This is a genomic window from Cohnella boryungensis, from assembly GCF_042651945.1.
GTDB lineage: Bacteria > Bacillota > Bacilli > Paenibacillales > Paenibacillaceae > Cohnella > Cohnella boryungensis.
In genome coordinates this window covers 227,396-246,461 of record NZ_JBHSED010000005.1, presented here as the reverse complement: position 1 = coordinate 246,461, position 19,066 = coordinate 227,396, and the positions used below count along the sequence as shown (strand labels likewise).

General features: G+C 53.5%; 16 protein-coding genes and 1 pseudogene. 8 read left to right on the top strand and 9 right to left on the bottom strand.

The features are described 5' to 3' along the window. Positions 1–6 precede the first annotated feature (6 nt). Positions 7–237 (top strand): hypothetical protein, encoded by a 231-nt coding sequence (locus ACFO1S_RS05665; RefSeq protein ID WP_204603207.1) that lies wholly within the window; start codon positions 7–9, stop codon positions 235–237. A 316-nt stretch (positions 238–553) separates the two neighbouring features. Here ACFO1S_RS05665 and modB read toward each other — a convergent pair whose 3' ends face one another. After that, the gene (modB, locus tag ACFO1S_RS05660; RefSeq protein WP_204603208.1) at positions 554–1,216 is read right to left on the bottom strand and encodes a molybdate ABC transporter permease subunit; all 663 of its coding nucleotides are present in this window, start codon (positions 1,214–1,216) and stop codon (positions 554–556) included. 18 nt (positions 1,217–1,234) lie between these two features. Beyond that, a complete protein-coding gene (gene modA, locus ACFO1S_RS05655; protein ID WP_204603209.1) occupies positions 1,235–2,008 on the bottom strand; it encodes a molybdate ABC transporter substrate-binding protein in 774 nt (257 codons plus the stop codon). Between the two features lie 162 nt (positions 2,009–2,170). On the opposite strand from modA, the gene ACFO1S_RS05650 reads away from it, so the two are divergent. The 3 genes and pseudogenes from ACFO1S_RS05650 (at position 2,171) to ACFO1S_RS05640 (ending at position 5,363) form a co-directional block, all read left to right on the top strand. Continuing rightward, complete coding sequence (locus ACFO1S_RS05650; protein WP_204603210.1) at positions 2,171–3,127, top strand: substrate-binding domain-containing protein; 957 nt, start codon at positions 2,171–2,173, stop codon at positions 3,125–3,127. Positions 3,128–3,350: 223 nt separating this feature from the next. Beyond that, positions 3,351–4,163, top strand: a complete 813-nt coding sequence (locus tag ACFO1S_RS05645; protein WP_204603211.1) for a MerR family transcriptional regulator — start codon at positions 3,351–3,353, stop codon at positions 4,161–4,163. A 25-nt stretch (positions 4,164–4,188) separates the two neighbouring features. Next, positions 4,189–5,363 (top strand): annotated as a pseudogene (locus ACFO1S_RS05640) (MFS transporter). Between the two features lie 187 nt (positions 5,364–5,550). Here ACFO1S_RS05640 and ACFO1S_RS05635 read toward each other — a convergent pair. Beyond that, on the bottom strand, positions 5,551–7,242 hold the full coding sequence (locus tag ACFO1S_RS05635; RefSeq protein WP_204603212.1) for a methyl-accepting chemotaxis protein: 1,692 nt from the start codon (positions 7,240–7,242) through the stop codon (positions 5,551–5,553). A gap of 213 nt (positions 7,243–7,455) precedes the next feature. Between ACFO1S_RS05635 and ACFO1S_RS05630 the strand changes: the two genes are divergently transcribed. Beyond that, the gene (locus ACFO1S_RS05630) at positions 7,456–7,884 is read left to right on the top strand and encodes a VOC family protein (RefSeq protein ID WP_204603213.1); all 429 of its coding nucleotides are present in this window, start codon (positions 7,456–7,458) and stop codon (positions 7,882–7,884) included. A gap of 75 nt (positions 7,885–7,959) precedes the next feature. Here the strand turns inward: ACFO1S_RS05630 and ACFO1S_RS05625 are convergent, their stop codons facing one another. The 4 genes from ACFO1S_RS05625 to ACFO1S_RS05610 form a co-directional block, all read right to left on the bottom strand. Further along, a complete protein-coding gene (locus ACFO1S_RS05625) occupies positions 7,960–10,398 on the bottom strand; it encodes a heavy metal translocating P-type ATPase (RefSeq protein WP_204603214.1) in 2,439 nt (812 codons plus the stop codon). A 29-nt stretch (positions 10,399–10,427) separates the two neighbouring features. Then, complete coding sequence (locus ACFO1S_RS05620) at positions 10,428–10,631, bottom strand: copper ion binding protein (RefSeq protein ID WP_204603215.1); 204 nt, start codon at positions 10,629–10,631, stop codon at positions 10,428–10,430. A 142-nt stretch (positions 10,632–10,773) separates the two neighbouring features. After that, positions 10,774–11,124: a metal-sensitive transcriptional regulator gene (locus tag ACFO1S_RS05615; protein ID WP_204603216.1), complete on the bottom strand. Its 351-nt coding sequence runs from the start codon at positions 11,122–11,124 to the stop codon at positions 10,774–10,776. A 73-nt stretch (positions 11,125–11,197) separates the two neighbouring features. Continuing rightward, complete coding sequence (locus ACFO1S_RS05610; protein WP_204603217.1) at positions 11,198–12,463, bottom strand: serpin family protein; 1,266 nt, start codon at positions 12,461–12,463, stop codon at positions 11,198–11,200. Positions 12,464–12,656: 193 nt separating this feature from the next. Between ACFO1S_RS05610 and ACFO1S_RS05605 the strand changes: the two genes are divergently transcribed. Together ACFO1S_RS05605 and ACFO1S_RS05600 are read left to right on the top strand one after the other, a co-directional pair. Then, positions 12,657–15,479: a glycoside hydrolase family 3 C-terminal domain-containing protein gene (locus ACFO1S_RS05605; protein WP_204603218.1), complete on the top strand. Its 2,823-nt coding sequence runs from the start codon at positions 12,657–12,659 to the stop codon at positions 15,477–15,479. Between the two features lie 57 nt (positions 15,480–15,536). Next, positions 15,537–15,842 carry a Dabb family protein gene (locus ACFO1S_RS05600; RefSeq protein WP_204603219.1) on the top strand — a complete coding sequence of 102 codons (306 nt, stop codon included), beginning with the start codon at positions 15,537–15,539 and terminating at the stop codon, positions 15,840–15,842. A gap of 216 nt (positions 15,843–16,058) precedes the next feature. Here ACFO1S_RS05600 and ACFO1S_RS05595 read toward each other — a convergent pair whose 3' ends face one another. Next, positions 16,059–16,334, bottom strand: a complete 276-nt coding sequence (locus ACFO1S_RS05595; protein ID WP_204603220.1) for a CIA30 family protein — start codon at positions 16,332–16,334, stop codon at positions 16,059–16,061. Positions 16,335–16,532: 198 nt separating this feature from the next. Between ACFO1S_RS05595 and ACFO1S_RS05590 the strand changes: the two genes are divergently transcribed. Further along, positions 16,533–16,880 carry a helix-turn-helix domain-containing protein gene (locus ACFO1S_RS05590; protein WP_204603221.1) on the top strand — a complete coding sequence of 116 codons (348 nt, stop codon included), beginning with the start codon at positions 16,533–16,535 and terminating at the stop codon, positions 16,878–16,880. Between the two features lies 1 nt (position 16,881). Here ACFO1S_RS05590 and ACFO1S_RS05585 read toward each other — a convergent pair whose 3' ends face one another. Beyond that, a complete protein-coding gene (locus ACFO1S_RS05585) occupies positions 16,882–19,017 on the bottom strand; it encodes a sensor histidine kinase (RefSeq protein ID WP_378126377.1) in 2,136 nt (711 codons plus the stop codon). Positions 19,018–19,066: the final 49 nt, after the last annotated feature.

The window sequence follows — 19,066 nt, the reverse complement described above, 5'->3', positions numbered from 1 at the left end:
ACAAGGATGAGGGGGCTTGCGGCAATAGGAATCGTAAGCATGGCGCTGATCCTCTATCTCAGCTATTCGAGAGAGCTTCGAAGATCGAGAACCCGGGAGAAGTATGCGATACTGGTCATTCTCTGCTTCGGATGCACGCTCTCCCTTCTTCTTCTCTACAAGCCGAATCTTCCGGGACCCAGCGATTTGACGATGCCGTTATTTAAGCCGATCGCCAGGCTGATCGGATTGGAATAATCATAGCGCTGCAAGCGGTAACGCCCGAGCCAAATACAAGAAAACCCGTGTCGACGAGACACGGGTTTTTCGAACGAAATAGGCGATTACTTGGCCAGTTGAGCTCTCATCGATTCGTTAGCGATTACGATTTTGCCAAAACCGCTGCCTTTAGTAGGCTTATCTCCAAAACCTTTTGGTGGAATCATTCGACTGCCTCCTTCGACCTGGTGAATTATGTATCATTATGTCAAATTATACGCGAAGAGAGCTGTTTCGTATAGACAAAGTTTGTCTCCTTTAACCTTTTTGCTTCCGGAATCCCCCTCCCGCTTCCTCAAGCCTCTTTCCTTCTTCCAACCAGAAGCAGCAAGATGAAGGACAAGACGATCATGGCTATCGTCCACGACCATGCCATCGTCATATGTCCAGAATCCGATGCGATAAAAATCGCCGTCGGGATCGTCTGCGTCTTCCCTGGAATGTTGCCCGCGATCATGAGCGTAGCGCCGAACTCGCCGAGCCCGCGCGCGAATGCCAGCACGAAAGCCGTGAAGAAGGCCGGATAAGCCAGCGGCAGGGTGATACGAAGAAACGTCTGCCATTCGGTCGCTCCGGCGGATCTGGCCGACTCCTCCAGTTGACGATCGATGCCGCCGAATCCCACCTTCATCGTTTGGTACACCAACGGGAACGAGACGACAATCGAAGCAATGACCGCCGCCCACCACGAGAAGATGATCGGCGAGGAGAATATCCATTCAATCGTCTGCCCGACCCAGCTTCTCCGCCCCAGCAGAACAAGCAGAATCAATCCCACAACGGTCGGAGGCAGCACTAAAGGCAGCATAAAGAAGGTCTCCAGAAGCGTTTTTCCCTTGAAGGCTTGGCGGGACATCCACCAGGCAGCGGCTGTACCGATCGCCATTGCGACGAGGCTGGACAGCGAAGCTACCCGGAGCGACAATACAATCGGCGGCCAAAATTCGGTCCAGTTCATGCTGATCTCCGTTTACAATTATTGGGGTGCCGAAAAACCGTACTTCTTGAAAATATCGAGCGCCTCCGGGGATTGCAGATATTCGTAGAAAGCTTCCGTCTCTTGCTTATGCTTCGTCTCGCTAACGATACCTATCGGATAGATGATCGGCGAATAGTGAGCAGGATTCACGGCAAGCGCGATTTTTACCTTGGATGAAGACAGCGCGTCCGTCTTGTACACGATCCCCGCATCCGCATTGCCCGTCTCCACATAGTTCAGCACCTGCCTGACATCCTTAGCCTGCACCAGCTTGTTCTGCAGCGGCTCCCATAACTGCCCAGCGGTAAAAGCTTCCTTCGCATAGCTGCCGGCAGGCACGCTTTCCGGAATGCCGATTGCGATTTTTTTCAATTCAGGCAATTGCAGGTCGCTCTCGCTGACGATGGCGGCCGTACTGTTCTGAGGGACGACAACGACCAACTCGTTCCCCAGCAGATTCGTTCTGTCGCTCTCGGAGATCATTCCCTTATCGACCAGCGCCTTCATATTCTTCTCGGCTGCGGATACGAACAGGTCAACCTGCGCTCCCTGCTCGATCTGCTGCTGCAATGCGCCGGAAGCGCCGAAGTTGAACTGAAGGTCCACCTTGTGTTGCTGTTTTTCGTAGACGGCTTCAATTTCCTTCAAGGCATCGGTCAGACTGGCGGCGGCAGACACGATCACTTCGGTCGGCTTCGACGAACACGCGGATACCGTCAGCAAAGCTGCAATCGCCAGCAACAGCATACCAAGCTTTTTCCTTAAATTCATGCTCCCCACTCTCCAATTCGTTATATCTAATATGATTTAGTTATAATTAAGCATATTATAGTTAGCAACCCTGAAGAAGTAAACGCTAAAATCCACATCCAAAACGGCATATGCTACAATAAAACAACATAACTATGATCCAGTTTTTTACGGGAGGGCGCTATGTCTGGCGAACACTCACAATCCTATACGACCGAAGAGATTGCCAAGCTGTTGAAAATATCCAAATTAACCGTTTACGATCTGATTAAAAAAGGAAAGCTCCCTTCCTATCGCGTCGGCAAGCAAATGCGGGTAGACGCCGCCGATCTGGAAGCCTACAAGCGTCTAGCCAAAGGTCTTACGGCGGTCCCGAAGCACCCGCACTTGAGGGGAGAAGAGGAGCTTGCGAGCATCTCCCCGTCCCCCGTAGTTCGCTCCGTCATCATCACCGGACAGGATATGGGTCTGGACATTCTCGCCAAGCATTTGGAAGCTACCCTGACCGGAATCCGCCCGCTTCGCTCATACGTCGGCTCCATGGACAGCTTGGTGTCCCTGTATCGGGGAGAAGCCGATATCGTCAGCACCCATCTGCTTGACGGGGACTCCGGAGAATACAACCTCCCTTACATCCGCAAGCTGCTGATCGGCTCCTCCTACGTCGTGATCCATCTGCTGGCCCGCCAGGCCGGTTTCTACGTAAAGAAGGGGAATCCGCTGTCGCTGCGGAGCTGGGAAGACTTGAACAGACAGGGACTGCGTCTCGTCAATCGCGAGATCGGTTCAGGCGCAAGAGTGCTCCTGGACGAACAGCTTCGCTTGCACCGGATTTCTCCATCCGCCATCTTGGGATATGAGCAGACGGATTTAAGCCATCTCGCCGTAGCCGGGAAAGTCGCGAGGGGAGAAGCCGATGTCGGCATCGGCATCGAGAAGGCGGCGGCGGTAGTCGGAAACCTCACCTTCGTGCCGCTCATTCGCGAAAGCTACGATCTTGTCCTCAAGCAATCCCCGCACAATCGCGACCTGATTCAGGCTGTGCTGGATATTCTTAATTCCGCTGCCTTTCAGAGAGAGCTCGGGGCGATCCCCGGCTACGATCTGTCGCATACGGGCCGGATTCTTCACCAAACCTGAGCGGGGATACGAAAACGGCAAAGTGCCGCCCCAAAAGTAGTTAAGTTTCCTTACGGAACGGCTCACTTTGGCCATAATCATGCTTAAACAACAAAAATGTTGGCGCAGGGTTATGCCTGCGCCAACATTTTTAACTATGAGAAGAAGAAACATTCACATCCTTGACTTTCCCCTGCACGGGAAACTGTATACTCCCATTATGCTATAGCTTAGAAGTGATAATTTGTTTAAGATCAGTGAGTTTGCCAGGCTAAGTAAGGTCTCCTTAAAAACGCTACGCTATTATGACCAGATTGGCATATTAAAACCGGGAAAGGTGGATCACGATACTGGCTACCGTTACTATTCCGCAGATCAGCTTCTTGCGCTCAACCGAATCTTAATCTATAAGGATTTGGGCTTCACGTTGCCGCAAATCACACAGTTGCTCCAGGAAGATATCACATTGGAGAATATTCAAGGTATGTTTAAGCTGAAAAGAAGCGAAATCCAGCAAGTCATCGATACGGAACAAGCCAGACTCGTCAGGATTGAGGAGCGCATGCAGGTTATAGAAAAAGAGGGGCAATTCGAAACAGGGCAAGAAATCAGAGTCAAAGCAGAAGATGCCAGGCAGTTTCTTTTTCAGAAAGCATGCGGGAGAGAAGAGGACATTCCAGATTTGTTTCGTAAATTTAATCAGCTATTAACAAAGGAAGTTCGCCAATTGACTCAAGGTCCGCAGGTTGTTTTGTGGAAAGAAATAGACGGAAAAGAGGATGAGTTTGAGTTTGAAGTCGGTTATTTTTTAACCTGTGAGCCGCTATTGTCTTCAGACTCATGTCAGCTACGGATTCTTCCTCCCGAGCCGATGATGGCAACAATGGCTTTTCGTTCGAATTCTAACTTTGCAAGCTCAGCCTGTGTTTATTTAGCTAAATGGATTGAGAAAAATAACTATCAGATTAAGGAAAACGAATTGGGCAGGGAAATATATTTACCCTTATCTCCAGAACAAGATGAACAATTCGTAGAAATACAAATTCCAATTAAATAGATAACTGGAGAAGGAGCGGAGTGAATTGAAAAATAAACTGATCATCTATGTCCTGGCTCTGGCAGTTTTTCTGATCGGAACTATTGAATACATTATTACAGGAGTCATTGAAATGATCGCAATGGACTTGGGAGTATCTACTTCCGAAGCCGGGTTACTGGTGACTGTGTTTGCTCTCGCAGCGGCCATTGTCGCTCCGATTTTGATTGCATTAACGATAAATGCAGATCGCAAGAAACTGCTGATTGCCACCCTTAGTGTATTTATTGCAAGCAACGTGTTTATGTTGATAAACCTTACTTACGAAGCATTATTATGGGTACGAATTAATCAAGGGGCTAGCGGAGGAATCACTACCGTTGTAGCCATGGCCGCAGCGACACGACTTGTTGAAAAAGAAAAAGGGGCAATGCCATCGGTATCATTTTGATGGGTCTTAGCGGTTCGCTAGTGCTCGGTGTTCCCATTGGCACCTTTTTTAGCGAGACGTTTGGATGGAGAGTTTTATTTATTTTGATCGGTTTATTAAGTGTTCTTCCATTACTTATCATCTATAAAAAGGTTCCGGCAATCAAAGAAGAAGAAAAGGTTACCCTCGGAATGCAGCTCTCCATTTTAAGGAATTCAACAATTCTGACGGCCTTGGTTATTACTTTATTTTATGTCGGCGGTTATTCTACGCTGTTCACTTATATTACGCCTTTCTTGCAAGCCGCATCCTCTCTTCCCATAACCGAAATTAGCGGTGTTCTATTCCTGGCCGGAATGTGCAGCTTTGTCGGATCAAAGGTGGGCGGACAATTGGCAGATGCTAAGGGATCGAAATTTACAATTTGTCTCGGGCTCCTGTTACAAGGGGCGACCCTTCTTTTATTCGCTCTAGCCGGAATGAATATCTTTGTATTAATCTTGGTTTTAATGATTTTTATGATAGCAACGTGGAGTATTTCCCCTGCCCAGCAACTCTATCTGGTTACTCTGGCGCCTCGAAATCCGGACATTGCCCTTAGTGTAAATACTTCGTTCATCCAATTTGGTTTTGCACTGGGTTCTGGATTAGGCGGACTTGCCATCAGTCGCACATCTGTCCTGTATTTGAATTGGCTGGGTTTAGCCGCTGTAAGCATAGCCTTAGTTCTTGCCATCTTACTATTTAATAAAACTAGCAGTAGGACAGAAACTCCTATCCTTGCAAAATAAATATAAAATGGACTGAACTAGGGGAAACTAAAATTCCATTCCGTCTCCTTCAAGCGAGGCAATTATATTCCCTGAAGATTATTCTGCTGACAACAAAGTAACGGCCTGTGACCTGCAACTCCATTATGGAGTACACAGATACACAGGCCTAGAACATTTTCATTCAGCTGTTAAATATTGACCGGGCTTAGACCGTAAATTTGCGAACGAGCGTCTGCAATTCCTTGGCGATGCCCGACAACGTCTGGGAAGACTTCGTCATCTCTTCGCTGGAAGCTTGCTGCTCCTCCGTCGTAGCGGCGACCTGCTGGGACATTCCCGCCGTCTGCCTGGCGATATGGCCCATATTGGAGATGGACGCCGCTACCTCCTCGGAGCTTGCCGCAAGCTGCTCGGCGGCGGCCGCAGCTTCCTGAACGCGGGTGGACACCTCGCCGGTTGACGATACTATCTCCTTGAAGGCCTGCTCCGCATGCTCGACGGCCAGAACCCCTTCCTGAACCTCAAGCAGACTCATCTTCATCGCTTGCACAGCCGTGGCCGTGTCCTCTTGAATGGCCGCGATCAACTCAATGATTCCTTTGGACGATTCATCGCTCTGGGAAGCCAGCTTGCGAACCTCTCCCGCAACGACCGTGAAGCCTTTCCCGTGCTCTCCGGCACGCGCCGCTTCTATTCCGGCATTAAGCGCCAACAGATTCGTCCGATAAGCGATATCTCCGATCAGCACGGAAATTTCGCTGATTTGCGTCGATTGCGCCTCCAGCTTCAGAATGGTGTGACTCGCCTGATCCACCGTCTCGGACAGCCTTTGCATCCGCTCGGATACCTCGACGATCTTCTCCGCTCCCGAGTTGGCCCGATGCGCGGCTTGCTGCGACAGCTCGGACACGTCTCCCGTCGTCTCCGCAATCCGTTGAACGCCTTCCGCCATCTCGTCAATCACGCGTCCGCATTCGGTTGCGGTGTTCGCCTGCTCCTCCGATCCGACAGCTACATGGCTGATGGACTCCGATACGTGTCTGGCCGCTTCCGAATTCTGCTCGGAGCTAGCAAACAGCTGTGCGGATGCGGTGGCTACGGAAGTGGAAGCCTCCTGCATATGCTTGACCGACTGCTGGAGCATCTGCAAGGTTTTGTTGACCGCGCCCATCATGACGCCGTACTCGTCTTTGCGGTTTATATTCATCGGATCGATCTTCAGATCGCCGGCGGCAATCCGGTTCATGATCGACGTCGTCGCTAGCAGCGGCCTTGTCAGATTGACGATGAGCAGCCACGCGAGCAATCCGACGACGATCACGATACTGATGCCGATGATGTAGACCATTTTAGTCGTGTCCTTGTAGATCCGATCGCTTTCCTCTTTACTGTTGAACGCTCCGTCTTGATTATAATTAATCAGATCGTCCACCGAGGTTCGCAACGCAGCAAAAGCATCCGCGACTTCCTGCGCAACCTTGGCCTGCTCGTCCTTGCTTAAGCTGCCGGAGGAGCTTGCTTCCATTCCCTTTTGGAATCGATCCCACGCCGCCTCCAGCTTCTCGTAGAGAGCGGCGTCTTCCTTTTCCGTAACCGTATCTTGGTATTTCTTGATGCCGCCGTCAATCGATAGCACGAGCGCATCGCTGACTTCCTTTAATTGCTTCGTTTGACCGGCATCCTTAACGGAAAGAGTTTGATAATAGTTGCCAAGGTAACGCTCGATGTCCAGATTAACCTGGAGAATCGACTCGATGCCGAATAACCAATTGGTCGTGACCTCATTCGTAAAGTGGCTCACTTTTTTGATCTGCGTCAGCCCATTCCAGCCCAAAACCACTACGAAAATGAGTATGATGGCGAATGAACCCAACAGCTTTGTTCTTACCGATCTCATGAACTTCCCCCTGTTCTGGATGCCTGCGGCCGTCTTAGGCTCTGCTACAGATATCATAGAAGGGGTCCTGTCAAATGACTATTAAAAATTCTACTGTTCCTGTAAATTTAAGGGTGTTTTTTCATTTTTATATTTCTTCCAATTTGGATTGAACAAGCCCAAGTGATACAATGAGTCCGGACGCAAATCCAACCCATCCAAGGAGTGATTTCCATGCCGATCTATGCTTATTTGACCTTTAACGGCAATTGTCGCGAAGCTGTCGAGTTCTATGCGCAGGTTTTTGGAGTGGAGAAACCGCAGATCATGGCTTACGGAGACGGACCGCCCAGTCCCGACCACCCTCTGCCGGAGGAAGCCAAGGATCTGGTCATGCACGCCAGGCTGGACATCAATGGAAGCTCGCTGATGTTCTCGGATGCGTATCCGGGAATGCCTTACGTCCAAGGCAACAGCATTACCCTCGCCTATTCGGGGAATGATGTGGAGAAGCTGAAGACCCTGTTCCACAAGCTGCAAGACGGGGGCAAGGTCGTCATGGACCTGCAGGAAACGTTCTGGAGCAAGTGCTTCGGCAGCCTTCAGGATAAATTCGGCATTGAATGGCAGATTAATCATGATGCCGAAGCGCCGTCCGCTTAATTCGGCGTCGAAGGACGGCCAGCTTCATTAATTTACGCCCAAAGAGCCATTCGCCTTCCCGCGAATGGCTCTTTATTACGTCTGCCGGAGCTTTATGCGCTGCAAGCGCAGGGCGTTCAGGACGACCGAGACGGAGCTGAGCGCCATAGCCGCGCCGGCGACCCAAGGGGCAAGCAGCCCGATTGCCGCGATCGGAATGCCCAGCGTGTTATAGCCCAGCGCCCAGAACAGGTTCTGCTTAATATTGCGCATCGTAATGCGGCTCATGAAAATCGCGTCGGGAATGCTGGACAGATCGCCCCTCATCAGCGTAACGTCTGCCGCTTCCATTGCCACATCCGTGCCTGTTCCGATGGCCATGCCGATATCCGCAACAGCCAATGCCGGAGCGTCGTTGATCCCGTCGCCGATCATGGCGACCTTGCTGCCGGAAGCTTGCAGCTTACGTATGGCCTCGGCCTTGCCCTCGGGAAGGACTTCCGCAAGCACTTCATCGATTCCGACCTGGGCGGCAATCGCCCTCGCCGTCCTCTCATTGTCTCCGGTCATCATCACGACGCGTATCCCCATGCTCTTCAGCCGACGAACCGCATTCTGCGAGGTTCCCTTGACCGTATCCGCGACGGCGATCAGACCGGCGTAACGTTCGTCGACGGCTGCCAGCATTGCCGTCTTCCCTGAAACCTCCAGCTGACTCATCGTCTCGAAGGCCCGGCTTGTCTCGATGCCGCGCTGCTCCATCAATCTGCGAGTCCCGACCAGAATTCGTTTGCCTTCCACGACGGCCTCAATGCCGTAACCGGGAAGGGCTTCGAACGTCTCCGCATCCGGAAGCCCGATCCCTCTCTCCCGAATTCCCATCACGATCGATTCGGCAAGCGGATGCTCCGAGCTTCGCTCTGCCGCTCCGACAAGTCGGAGAAATTCGGCCTCGTCCTCTTCTGCGATGACGTCCGTCAGCTCGGGCCGGCCCTTCGTAATCGTCCCCGTCTTGTCCAGAACGACGATCTCAAGCTTATGCGTCTGCTCCAGATGCTCGCCCCCTTTGAACAGAATGCCGAATTCGGCGGCTCGGCCCGAGCCTGCCATAATGGAGGTCGGCGTAGCCAGCCCGAGCGCGCAGGGGCAAGCGATGACAAGAATCGCAATCGTCTTCTCCAGCGCTTCGGCGAAATCTCCGGGAGCGACAAGAAAGTACCATACGAGAAAGGCGGCTGCGGCGATACCGACCACGATGGGGACGAAGATGCCCGATATGGCATCCGCAACCCGCTGGATAGGCGCCTTGGAGCCTTGCGCATCCTCCACAACTTTAATGATCTGGGCCAATGTCGTTTCCTTGCCGACCTTGGTCGCTTGTATCCGCAGCATGCCGTTTTTGTTCAGGGTCGCTCCGATGACCGGATTGCCCGCCTGCTTGTCCACGGGCAGGCTTTCTCCCGTGAGCATCGTTTCATCGACGGAGGACGCGCCCTCCAGAACGATGCCGTCAACCGGCACCTTCTCTCCCGGACGAACGAGCACAACGTCTCCGGCAAGCACCTCCTCGACGGGAATCGCAAGCTCTTCACCGTCGCGAACGACTCTTGCCGTCTTCGCCTGCAGGCTCATCAGCGATTTGATCGCCTCCGAGGTTCTTCCCTTCGCCAGAGATTCCAGCAGCTTGCCCATGACGACCAGCGTAATCAAGATGGCGCTCGTTTCGTAGTACAAGGAAGGCGCATGATGCGTCCCCCCGCCCCCGGCATACCAATCGATTGACAGGTACAGGCTGTAGAAATAAGCGGCAGACGTTCCCAGCGACACAAGCACGTCCATATTGGCGCTGCCGTTGCGCAACGCTTTGTATGCGCCGATATAGAACGGCATGCCGATATAAAACTGCACCGGAGTGGCCAGAAGCAGCTGAAACCACGGATTCATGAACAGCTCCGGCGCATAAATCCAGGAAGTGAACGAGAAATGGGCAACCATGCTCCACAGCAGCGGCAGCGAGAGCAGCGCGGCTGCGCCCAGCTTCCTTTGCTGGAGGCGAACCTCTCTCTTCCTCCGGTCCTCCGCGCTCAGGCTTTCCTGCTCCGCTACCGCTTTATAGCCGAGCTGCTTCACCTTGTTTCGCATATCCTCAACGGATACCTCGCCGGGTCGATAGGCTATGCGCGCCGTTTCCATCGCGTAATTGACCGTCGCATCGGTCACACCCGGCAGCTTGCTCAAGCCTTTCTCGATGCGACTGGCGCAGGCGGCGCAAGTCATGCCTTCCAGCCGCAGCGTCGCGTGTTGTTGAACGGTATCGTAGCCCAGCTTCCGTATCGTCTCCTCCATGCGATCGATGCTGACTTCCTGCGGATTGTAGGCTACACTCGCCTGCTCCATCGCAAAGTTGACATTGACGGAAGCGACGCCATCCAGCTTGGCCAATCCCTTCTCGATCCGGTTCGCGCAAGCCGCGCAGGTCATCCCGGTGATTTGAAGCGTCGCATGTTTGTCTCCTGTCCGCGCGGCTGTTTCCATCAATCGTTCACTCCCCGCCTTTTCTCGGCTTATGACTTGAGCTCGTACCCTTGATCCGCGATCGCTTCTTTAATCTGCTCCAAGGAGACGCGGTTCTCGTCGAAAGTGACCTCGACCGTACGGCTCCCTAGATCGACTTTGCCTTGCGCTCCGATTTGTTCCAACGCGCCTTCGATTGAACGCACGCAATGCTGACAGCTCATACCTTCGACTTGTAACAAAGTTTGATTCATCTTCTCTACCTCCGTGTAGTTATAATCAGCTTTACCACTCAATAATACCCCCCACCCCTATATAAGTCAATCTAAAATTTACGATACCCCTGTACCCTACACAAATTAAAAAGAGCAGCTGATCGCTGCCCTCTCAGTCTCATTATTTCATCATCTTGTTCATCGTCGTCATTAACTCGGTCAGCACTTCCGTATCGCCTTCCTGAATCCGCTCGATTACGCAGCTCTTGAGATGATGCTCGAACAGAAGCTTGCCTACTCCGTTCAGAGCCGACTGAATCGAAGAGATCTGATGAAGAACGTCGTCGCAATAGGTATCCCTGTCGATTAACCCTTTAAGTCCGCGGACTTGTCCTTCGATCCGGTTTAATCTGTTGATGAGGCTGCCCTTCACCTTGTCGGAGTGATGGCTTTTTCGAACCGAGCCTTCGGCTGCACAGCAGCCCGGATCATGCTCCGTTGCTTGATCGAGCTTTTCCGTATCCATGCTCATAGGGCCTCCTCCTTTTTCTTTTAAATATACTCCCATCCCCTATAAAAGTAAATGCGTTCGGCGCTTCTGGAGCTCAGTCGGCCTCCGGATCGTTCACAATTCCCGCGAACAAGAGGCAACCGGTTGCCCGATCGACGATTGCCGTTACGAAGGGACGGTCGACCACCATCCGAAACGGATTGTCGGGCGGCGCAGCTCCCGCCAGCATCTCCACTTCCGTCGCCGCCGACGCGATCGTGCCTTCTTCATTCATTTCCAGCGTCGATTTGTGCTTCACCTTGCTTATATACAAGTTGGGCGGTTCCGGCGCCACTCCGGAAAAATCCGCATTGCCGGGAGAAAAGGCCTCCTGTAACCCCAGCCTTATTAACGGCTCCTCCAGATTCGCTTCGTACGACAGCTTGACCTTGGGCAGCTCGATGCTGCCGCGCCGTTCGCCAATCGCCTCCGTCAGCAGCTCCGGCTTGCTCGCAAGCTTGCGCACCAGCCGTTCCATCGCTCCGGGCTTACGCTCAGGCAGCAGTATCGCCATATAGGCATCACCCTCCTGACCGTAAGTCAGACGGATCATGTCGAAGCCCTCCTGCTCCGCGTATTCGAACATTCCTCCTCTTTTCATGAAGGATGTTCGAATGGATTTCGTCTCATCCGTATAAAAGCTTCCTTCTTGCGTGATCCCCGGCTGAAACGGATCCGTCCATGCTCCGCTAAAGTAAACTGCGTTCAGCACATACATCGCGGCCTCCGCGTCAAGCTCCTCGACCATCTTCGGAATATGGCCTTCCGTAGATTTTGCGACCCACGCGTTCATGGCATCAAGCGTCCTCGATTGGGCAAAATCGACGCGTTCCAATTCCGCCCCGTAGTTAATCTGGCCGCTTGTCAGGAAGCCGTCGTCGAAAGCTTTGCCCTCGCGAAGCCATAAGGAGTTGGCAATCCGCAGCACGCCGCCGTCTTTTCGCGATTGGCCAAGCAGACCGAGCAGCGATCGATACCCTGCCGCAATTTCCTCCTTTGTCATTCCTCCCAGCTTCAGCGTCGTTACAAGCTCCTCTCTCGTTTGCCCGTTCGCTCCCTGTGACAGAAGCGCTAATGCCGTAGATACGCTTATCGGCGACAAGAACAGATTCTGATCGGGCTTGACCTGATAAAGCTCCTCGAACAGCGCCAGACCGAAATCGTTCGAGGCTTGTACGACAGCCGGATTTACATCGCTTGGCTCATAAAGGCTTTTATCAATCGCAGGATGCCGGTTAAGGTTCGGTTCCCCGATCGATTGACCGCAACCCGTGCACAAGAGGGCCAGCCCGAGAAGCATTCCCGCCGTCTTGATTCTCATATCGACTCCCCCTAATCTCTTCCAACTTTATGAACGCAATAGCATCCCCAATTGTTGCACCGCCTCCCCAGCAAGGCTCTTATCGGTTGGGCGCGAAATTCGTTTCCGATTTAGAAACGGTTTTCACACCGGCGATGAGGAGCCTGCATGATAAGATGGGGCAATATCCACTTGATGAGCATAGGAGCTGAATATGTTGTCGCACCCATTGGATTTTCCATTCTCAAACCCCGACTTGCCGCTTGCGGATCGGGTAAGCGATCTGATCTCCCGACTGACTCTGGATGAAAAAATCAATCTCATGTGCCAGTACCAGGACGAAGTTGCCCGCCTCGGCATCAAAGCCTACAAGCACGGGACGGAAGCCGCTCACGGGATGGCTTGGCTCGGCGAAGCCACCTCATACCCGCAGCCCATCGGCCTGGCCTGTACCTGGGACAGCGAGCTGCTGCAGCGCATCGGTAGCGCGATTGGAGACGAAGCCCGCGGCTTTTACCGCCGCAATCCCGCGCTCAACGGCTTGACCCTCTGGGCGCCGACTGTCGATATGGAGCGCGATCCTCGCTGGGGCCGCACGGAGGAAGCCTACGGGGAAGACCCTCATTTGGCAGGCAAGCTGTCCGCCGCGCTCGTTCGCGGCTTGCAGGGCGATCACCCCTTTTATTTGAAGGCGGTAGCTACGTTAAAGCACTTCCTAGGCAACAACAACGAAATCGATCGCGGAGAATGCTCGGTAAGCCTCGACCCGCGCAACCAGCGGGAATACTATTTGAAGGCGTTCGAAATTCCATTCAAGGAAGGTCAAGCGAAGTCGATGATGACCGCCTACAATTCCGTAAATGGGGTTCCGGCGAACGTGAATCCGGATGTGAATCGGATCGTGAAGCAGGAGTGGGCCATGGACGGATTCGTCGTCAGCGACGCGGGAGACGTGCTGGGCACGGTGAACGATCACAAATACGTCGACAGCTACAAGGAAGCGGTCGCGCTGACCATCAAGGCCGGCGTAGACAGCATCACGGACGACCACGAGATTTCCAAGCAGGCGATTCGAGACGCGCTTGCGGAGGGATTGCTTGACGAGAGCGATCTGGATCGCGCGCTTGCGAATACGTTCCGCGTACGCTTCCGTCTCGGCGAATTCGACCCGGACGAGCGGAATCCTTACTCCTTGATCGACGAGTCGGTCATTCTTAAGCCCGACCATATCGCCTTGTCGCTTGAGGCCGTTCGCAAAAGCATCGTATTGTTGAAGAACGAAGGCAATGCCCTGCCGCTTAAAGCTGAAAACCTGAAAAGGGTCGCCGTAATCGGCCCGCTCGGAGGCAAGGTATACCGGGATTGGTACAGCGGATCGCTGCCCTACGCCGTGACGCCGCTGGATGCCGTCTCGAAACGGCTCGAAGCGTTCGGCCACAAGGTTCGATTCGCCAGCGGCAGCGACCAAGCGCGAATCCGTTCGTCGGCGACCGGCCGCTACGTGTCGTTGCAAGGAACGGAGTCTTCGCTTGCCGCCGGCGCACCCGCTTCCGACCAAGCGGAGCTGTTCGAGCTGACCGACTGGGGCTGGGACAGCCATACATTGATTTCCTCCACGAACGGAAAATATGTCACAACCGACGATGAGAAGGTCACGGCAGCCTCGGAGCATATCTGGGAATGGTTCACTCGCGAGGTATTCCATATTCGGCACGAAGTAGGCGGCTCCAGACTTACCTCCTGGAATAACCGGCCGATCCGGGTTGACGAGGCAACCGGCGAATTGAAGGTCATCGACGGCAGCCCTCAAGACGCGGACGCATTCGTCGTCGAGAAGACGATCGACGGGCTCGCCGAAGCGGTTGAAGCCGCCCGCGAAGCCGATCAGGCCATCGTCTTCGTCGGCAATCATCCATTGATCAACGGAAAGGAAACGATCGATCGGCCCGATCTGACGCTTGCCGCCTCTCAGGAGCGGCTCGTCCAAGCGGTTCTCGAAGCGAATCCGAATACGACGGTCGTCATTGTCGGAAGCTATCCTTACGCCATTCGCTGGCTGCAGGATCGCATCCCGGCGATCGTCTACTGCTCGCATGCCGGTCATGAGATCGGAACGGCTCTGACCGACGTGCTGTTCGGCGACTATAATCCGGCCGGACGCGTGAATATGACCTGGTACGAATCTGTCGAGCAGCTTGGCGACTTCATGGATTACGATATTATCAAGAGCGAAAGAACCTACCAATATTTCGCAGGCAAGCCGCTTTACCCGTTCGGACATGGCCTATCGTACACTTCGTTCCGTTACGAGAATCTGGTTTTGGATACCGCTCGCGTATCCGAGGGAGGCAAGCTCACGGCTCGCTTGCGGATTACCAATACGGGGGAGCGAGACGGGGAAGAAGTGGTTCAGATGTATACGCGCCACGGAGCTTCTCGTGTGAAGCGGCCGCTTAAGCAATTGCAGGGCTTCCGCAGAATCGCGTTAAGCGCAGGGGAATCTGCGGAGATCGCCTTCGAACTGCCGGCTTCGGAGCTTCGGTTCTGGGATGTCACTCGGCAACGTTGGTGTCTGGAGAACGGCAGCTGCACGCTTCTGATCGGCTCCTCCTCTTCCGACATTAAGCTAAGCGCCGAGTTTGCCGTCGACGGAGAAACGGTGCCTTCCCGTAATTTACAATCTGTTACCTCCGCCGTCCACTACGACGATTATGCCAGCGTGTTTATCGGCGAAGGAAGCAATGGAGGAAGTTGCGTCGTTGCCGCCGCCTCTTCGGCCTGGATTCGTTTTGACGATGCAGCCTTTACTGCCGATGCGAATGTTATGGAAGCGACGGTTCTGGGGCATTCCGCCGCAGCTCTGGAGGTCAGGCTGAACGAACCGGATGGCCCGCTTGCCGGACGAGCGAGCTTGAATGCAGATCAAACCGGCTGGCACACCATAAGCTTCAATGCCCGCGTTCCGAAGGGTCAATACAGCGTGTATCTTGTCCTTGAAGGAGAAATCAAGCTTCAATCCTTCCATTTTCGACACTGATTGTCCTATACTGATAGAGATGGATTTCGATCTCAACCGCGAAGGAGGACAATAAACGTGGATAAATCATCCATTATTCATTCGGTCATTTTTACGCTCAAGCATGCGCAGGGCTCGGCGGAGGAAGCGCAGTTTCTGGAGGATGGACGGAGAATTCTAAGCTCGATTCCCTCCGTGCGGGATTTCCAGGTATACCGCCAGGTGAGCCCCAAGAACGACTATGCCTTCGGCTTCTCCATGACTTTCGCGGACGCGGCCGCTTACGAAGCGTACAATGAGCACCCTCTGCATGTCGCATTTGTCAATGAGCGCTGGTTGACGGAAGTGGAGCGCTTCCAGGAAATCGATTATCAACAGCATTAATACGTTCAAGAAAGGGGGCTGCCTTAAGACGCGCTTAAGGAACAGCCCCCTCTTTCATTCGCCAATTCTATCGTTTGCCCAGCAGCAGCTCCGTCTGAACCTACAGCCGCTCTCCCTAAACGAAACAAGCCGGCCCGCACCGATTGAGCGCCGATGCCAGCCAGCTTGTTCCCTGCGCATATTCCAACTAGGGACCCGCAATCCGGTTAGGGCCGACTAGGTTGTCGGCTCAAGCGCCGCTTTCGCTGCGGCCACGAATTGCTCGAAGAACGCATCGTCCTCCTCCAGTCTCTCGTCCACCGCTTGAATTTCCTCCTCGCTCCCGGACTGACTGCTGAAATTCAGCGCGTAGCTCCAATTATTTCTGCAGTTATCGCTCTGAATCGTAACCTCGTAGGGCTGCTTATGCCCTGCGACCTCGAACTGAACAATTCCCACGTACCCCGTGTCCTCCGAATGGGACATTCGGGCGTTAAGAAGACTGACTTGCATGTGATCACCCCTTTCCGAGATACATTCAGTATCCAATATTCTTCTTTTCGTGTAGTAAGCCAAAACTGAGAATTTGCTTAAAACGTATAATTTATAAGCATTTTCACAAGAAAACGTTTCCGCAACCCCTTGACATGATACAATATGTATCATAAATTGAAAGTAGCTGATCTATATCTAGGCAAGGAGATATGAAAAATGAGTATGGGAGAGAGACTCAGGGACCTGCGTTTGCGCCGGGCAATATCGCAGGAAGAGGTCGCCCGCCACATCGGAATTACTCGATCTGCGTACAGCCATTACGAAATCAATAATCGCCAACCGGTATATGATACGCTGATCAAACTGGCGGCATTCTTTAACGTTTCCTTGGATTACATTATAGGAGGAACGAGGCCGAACGCCAAGTCCGACGTCCTCACGCCCCCGGATACAAAGGAGATCTTGTACCTTCTTCAAACGATGAACCCTGAGCAGCGTACGAAGTCGCTTGATCTGATCGCCGACTTCATGCGTCGCGAGCTTCGCTCGGGCGGCAGCGGATAGCCTAGTCTACAATCCAGCTCTCCCCTTCGGCCAGCGGCAGCCGAATGCGAAAGACGCTGCCTCCCTCCTCCGAGTTGGATACGTCGATCCGGCCGCCGTGCAGCTCCACGATCTCCTTCGCGATGGCAAGTCCAAGCCCGCTGCCTTCGGATGCCACGCTCCTGGACTTGTCCTTGCGGTAAAACCGGTCGAAAATATACGGCAAGTCAGCCGTTTCGATGCCGGGACCGCTGTCCGCTACCTGGATCTCCACCCCGGCTCCGTCCGGAGATCTGCCCATGGCAATGCGAATCGTCCCCCCTTCCGGGGTAAATCGGATGGCGTTGTACAGCAGGTTGGCGAACACCCGGTCCATTCTGCGAATATCGATATTCACGGCAGCCGAAGCATCCGATGGGTTCGTGAGCGTACAGCTGAAGACCAAGCCCTTGCTCTGCATCTCCAGCCCGTATTGCTCGCGCAAATTATCTATCCACCAGGACAATGTCATTTTCTCCCGCGCCAACTCCACCTTCCCGGCTTCGAGCACAGATAGATCAAACAAATCCTGAATGAGGGAATTTAGTCCGTCTACCTTGGCCAGCATCGAGCGGATCGTTTTGTCCCGATGCGCGGGCTCGGAGATGACATCGTCCTTCAACGCCTCCAGGTACCCTCTCAAGAGCGTAATCGGCGTTCTCAGATCATGGGAAATGTTGCTGATCAACTGTACCCGTGATTGCTCCATTCTCTCCAGATTCGTTTTCGCTTCCTCCAGCGTTAGATAGGAGCGTTGAAGCTCCTCCGTCCGCTCCTCGATTCGCTCCTCCAGTGAACTGTTCCATTCGATCAATTGCGCGGACATCTGCTCGACGCGTTCGTAAGTAAACGAGAACCTCATGGAGATGATGAAGGAATTCATCACGATCAGGAAGACAAGCCCCATCGGCAGCAGGTCGACGGAGTGCCACCAGCCGTTATAGAACAGCATATCGTTAATGATGGTGACAACAAGGCCCACGACTCCGATCAGCGCAAGCCTCGCCCCTTCCCGCCTGCGATGAGTCGCGAGAACCAGGCCGAACAGAATGCGCGCGCACATCAGCAAGATGTAGAACTGATAGCCCAGCAATACTGACGTGAACTGCAAGGGCTCGGCCACGATGAGGACGGCGGTCAGCAGCACAGCCGACACGTTGGAAAATTGATACCAGCGCATCGTGAATTCCAGCGGATACATCGAACGGAAACAGGCCATCCCCGTCCAACCTCCCATGACGAGAGCGAAATATTCCAGCCGGATCGACAGGTGCCAATTCAGATCAAGCCATTGCACGAAGGCGCTTTCTCCAAGCAATCCCATCCGCAACGCAACGAATAGGCACAGCAGAGCAAACATAGCGTTCGGCAGCTCTTTGCGCCGTAAAAGATATAGTCCCATATGATAAAAGCCGATCATCAGCAAGCAGCCCAGAAGTATAAAGTCCTGCGCGGCATGACGAAGCTGAAGCTTCTGAATGTCTTCGGAATTGCCCATGATCAGGGACGTTCGAATGCCCCCTTGACGGTGGTCGTAATTGGCGACGACAAGCCGCACCTCCGTATAGCCGTCATCCGCTTGAAAAAAGGCAGTGGCGGGCGCTTGATACGGGACCGATTTCTTCGGATTAACGTCGGGATGACCGCGAGAAAGCGTAAGCTTGCCATCGAGATAGAGGTCGTAAGACATTGAGATATTCGGCAGACGGATGCCCATCATATCGCTCTGCTGGCGATGCAGGATCTTAAGCTCGTATACGCCGAAGCCGCGGCTGGCAAGCCGGGCGCCTTGATCCGTCATTCGGTCCTCCCACATCTTCGGGACTTCCTGGGTCGTTGAAGCGAATGTCGGCTTGCTCCGCTCGCCGTCATAGCCGTTCATCCAATCAAAGCGCCATTGTCCGTCCAGCGGAACGACGCCCTCCTCGCTCCAATTCCACTCCGTAAGATCGATTACCCCATTCTCCGCCTTGGGAATCCTGCTTTCGGGGGGAGAACCGAATACGATTCCCAGAGCGTAGGTCAGCAGCAGTGCACCCCCTGTGACGACCGTCAACCATGCCGCCGCGCCCTTGTTCCATCGACGCATCGGCTTTAATGCTTTTCGCAGCGTCTCCACTCCGTCTCTCCCCCAGCCCATCTTAATCCGGCGATGCAATTGGCTATCG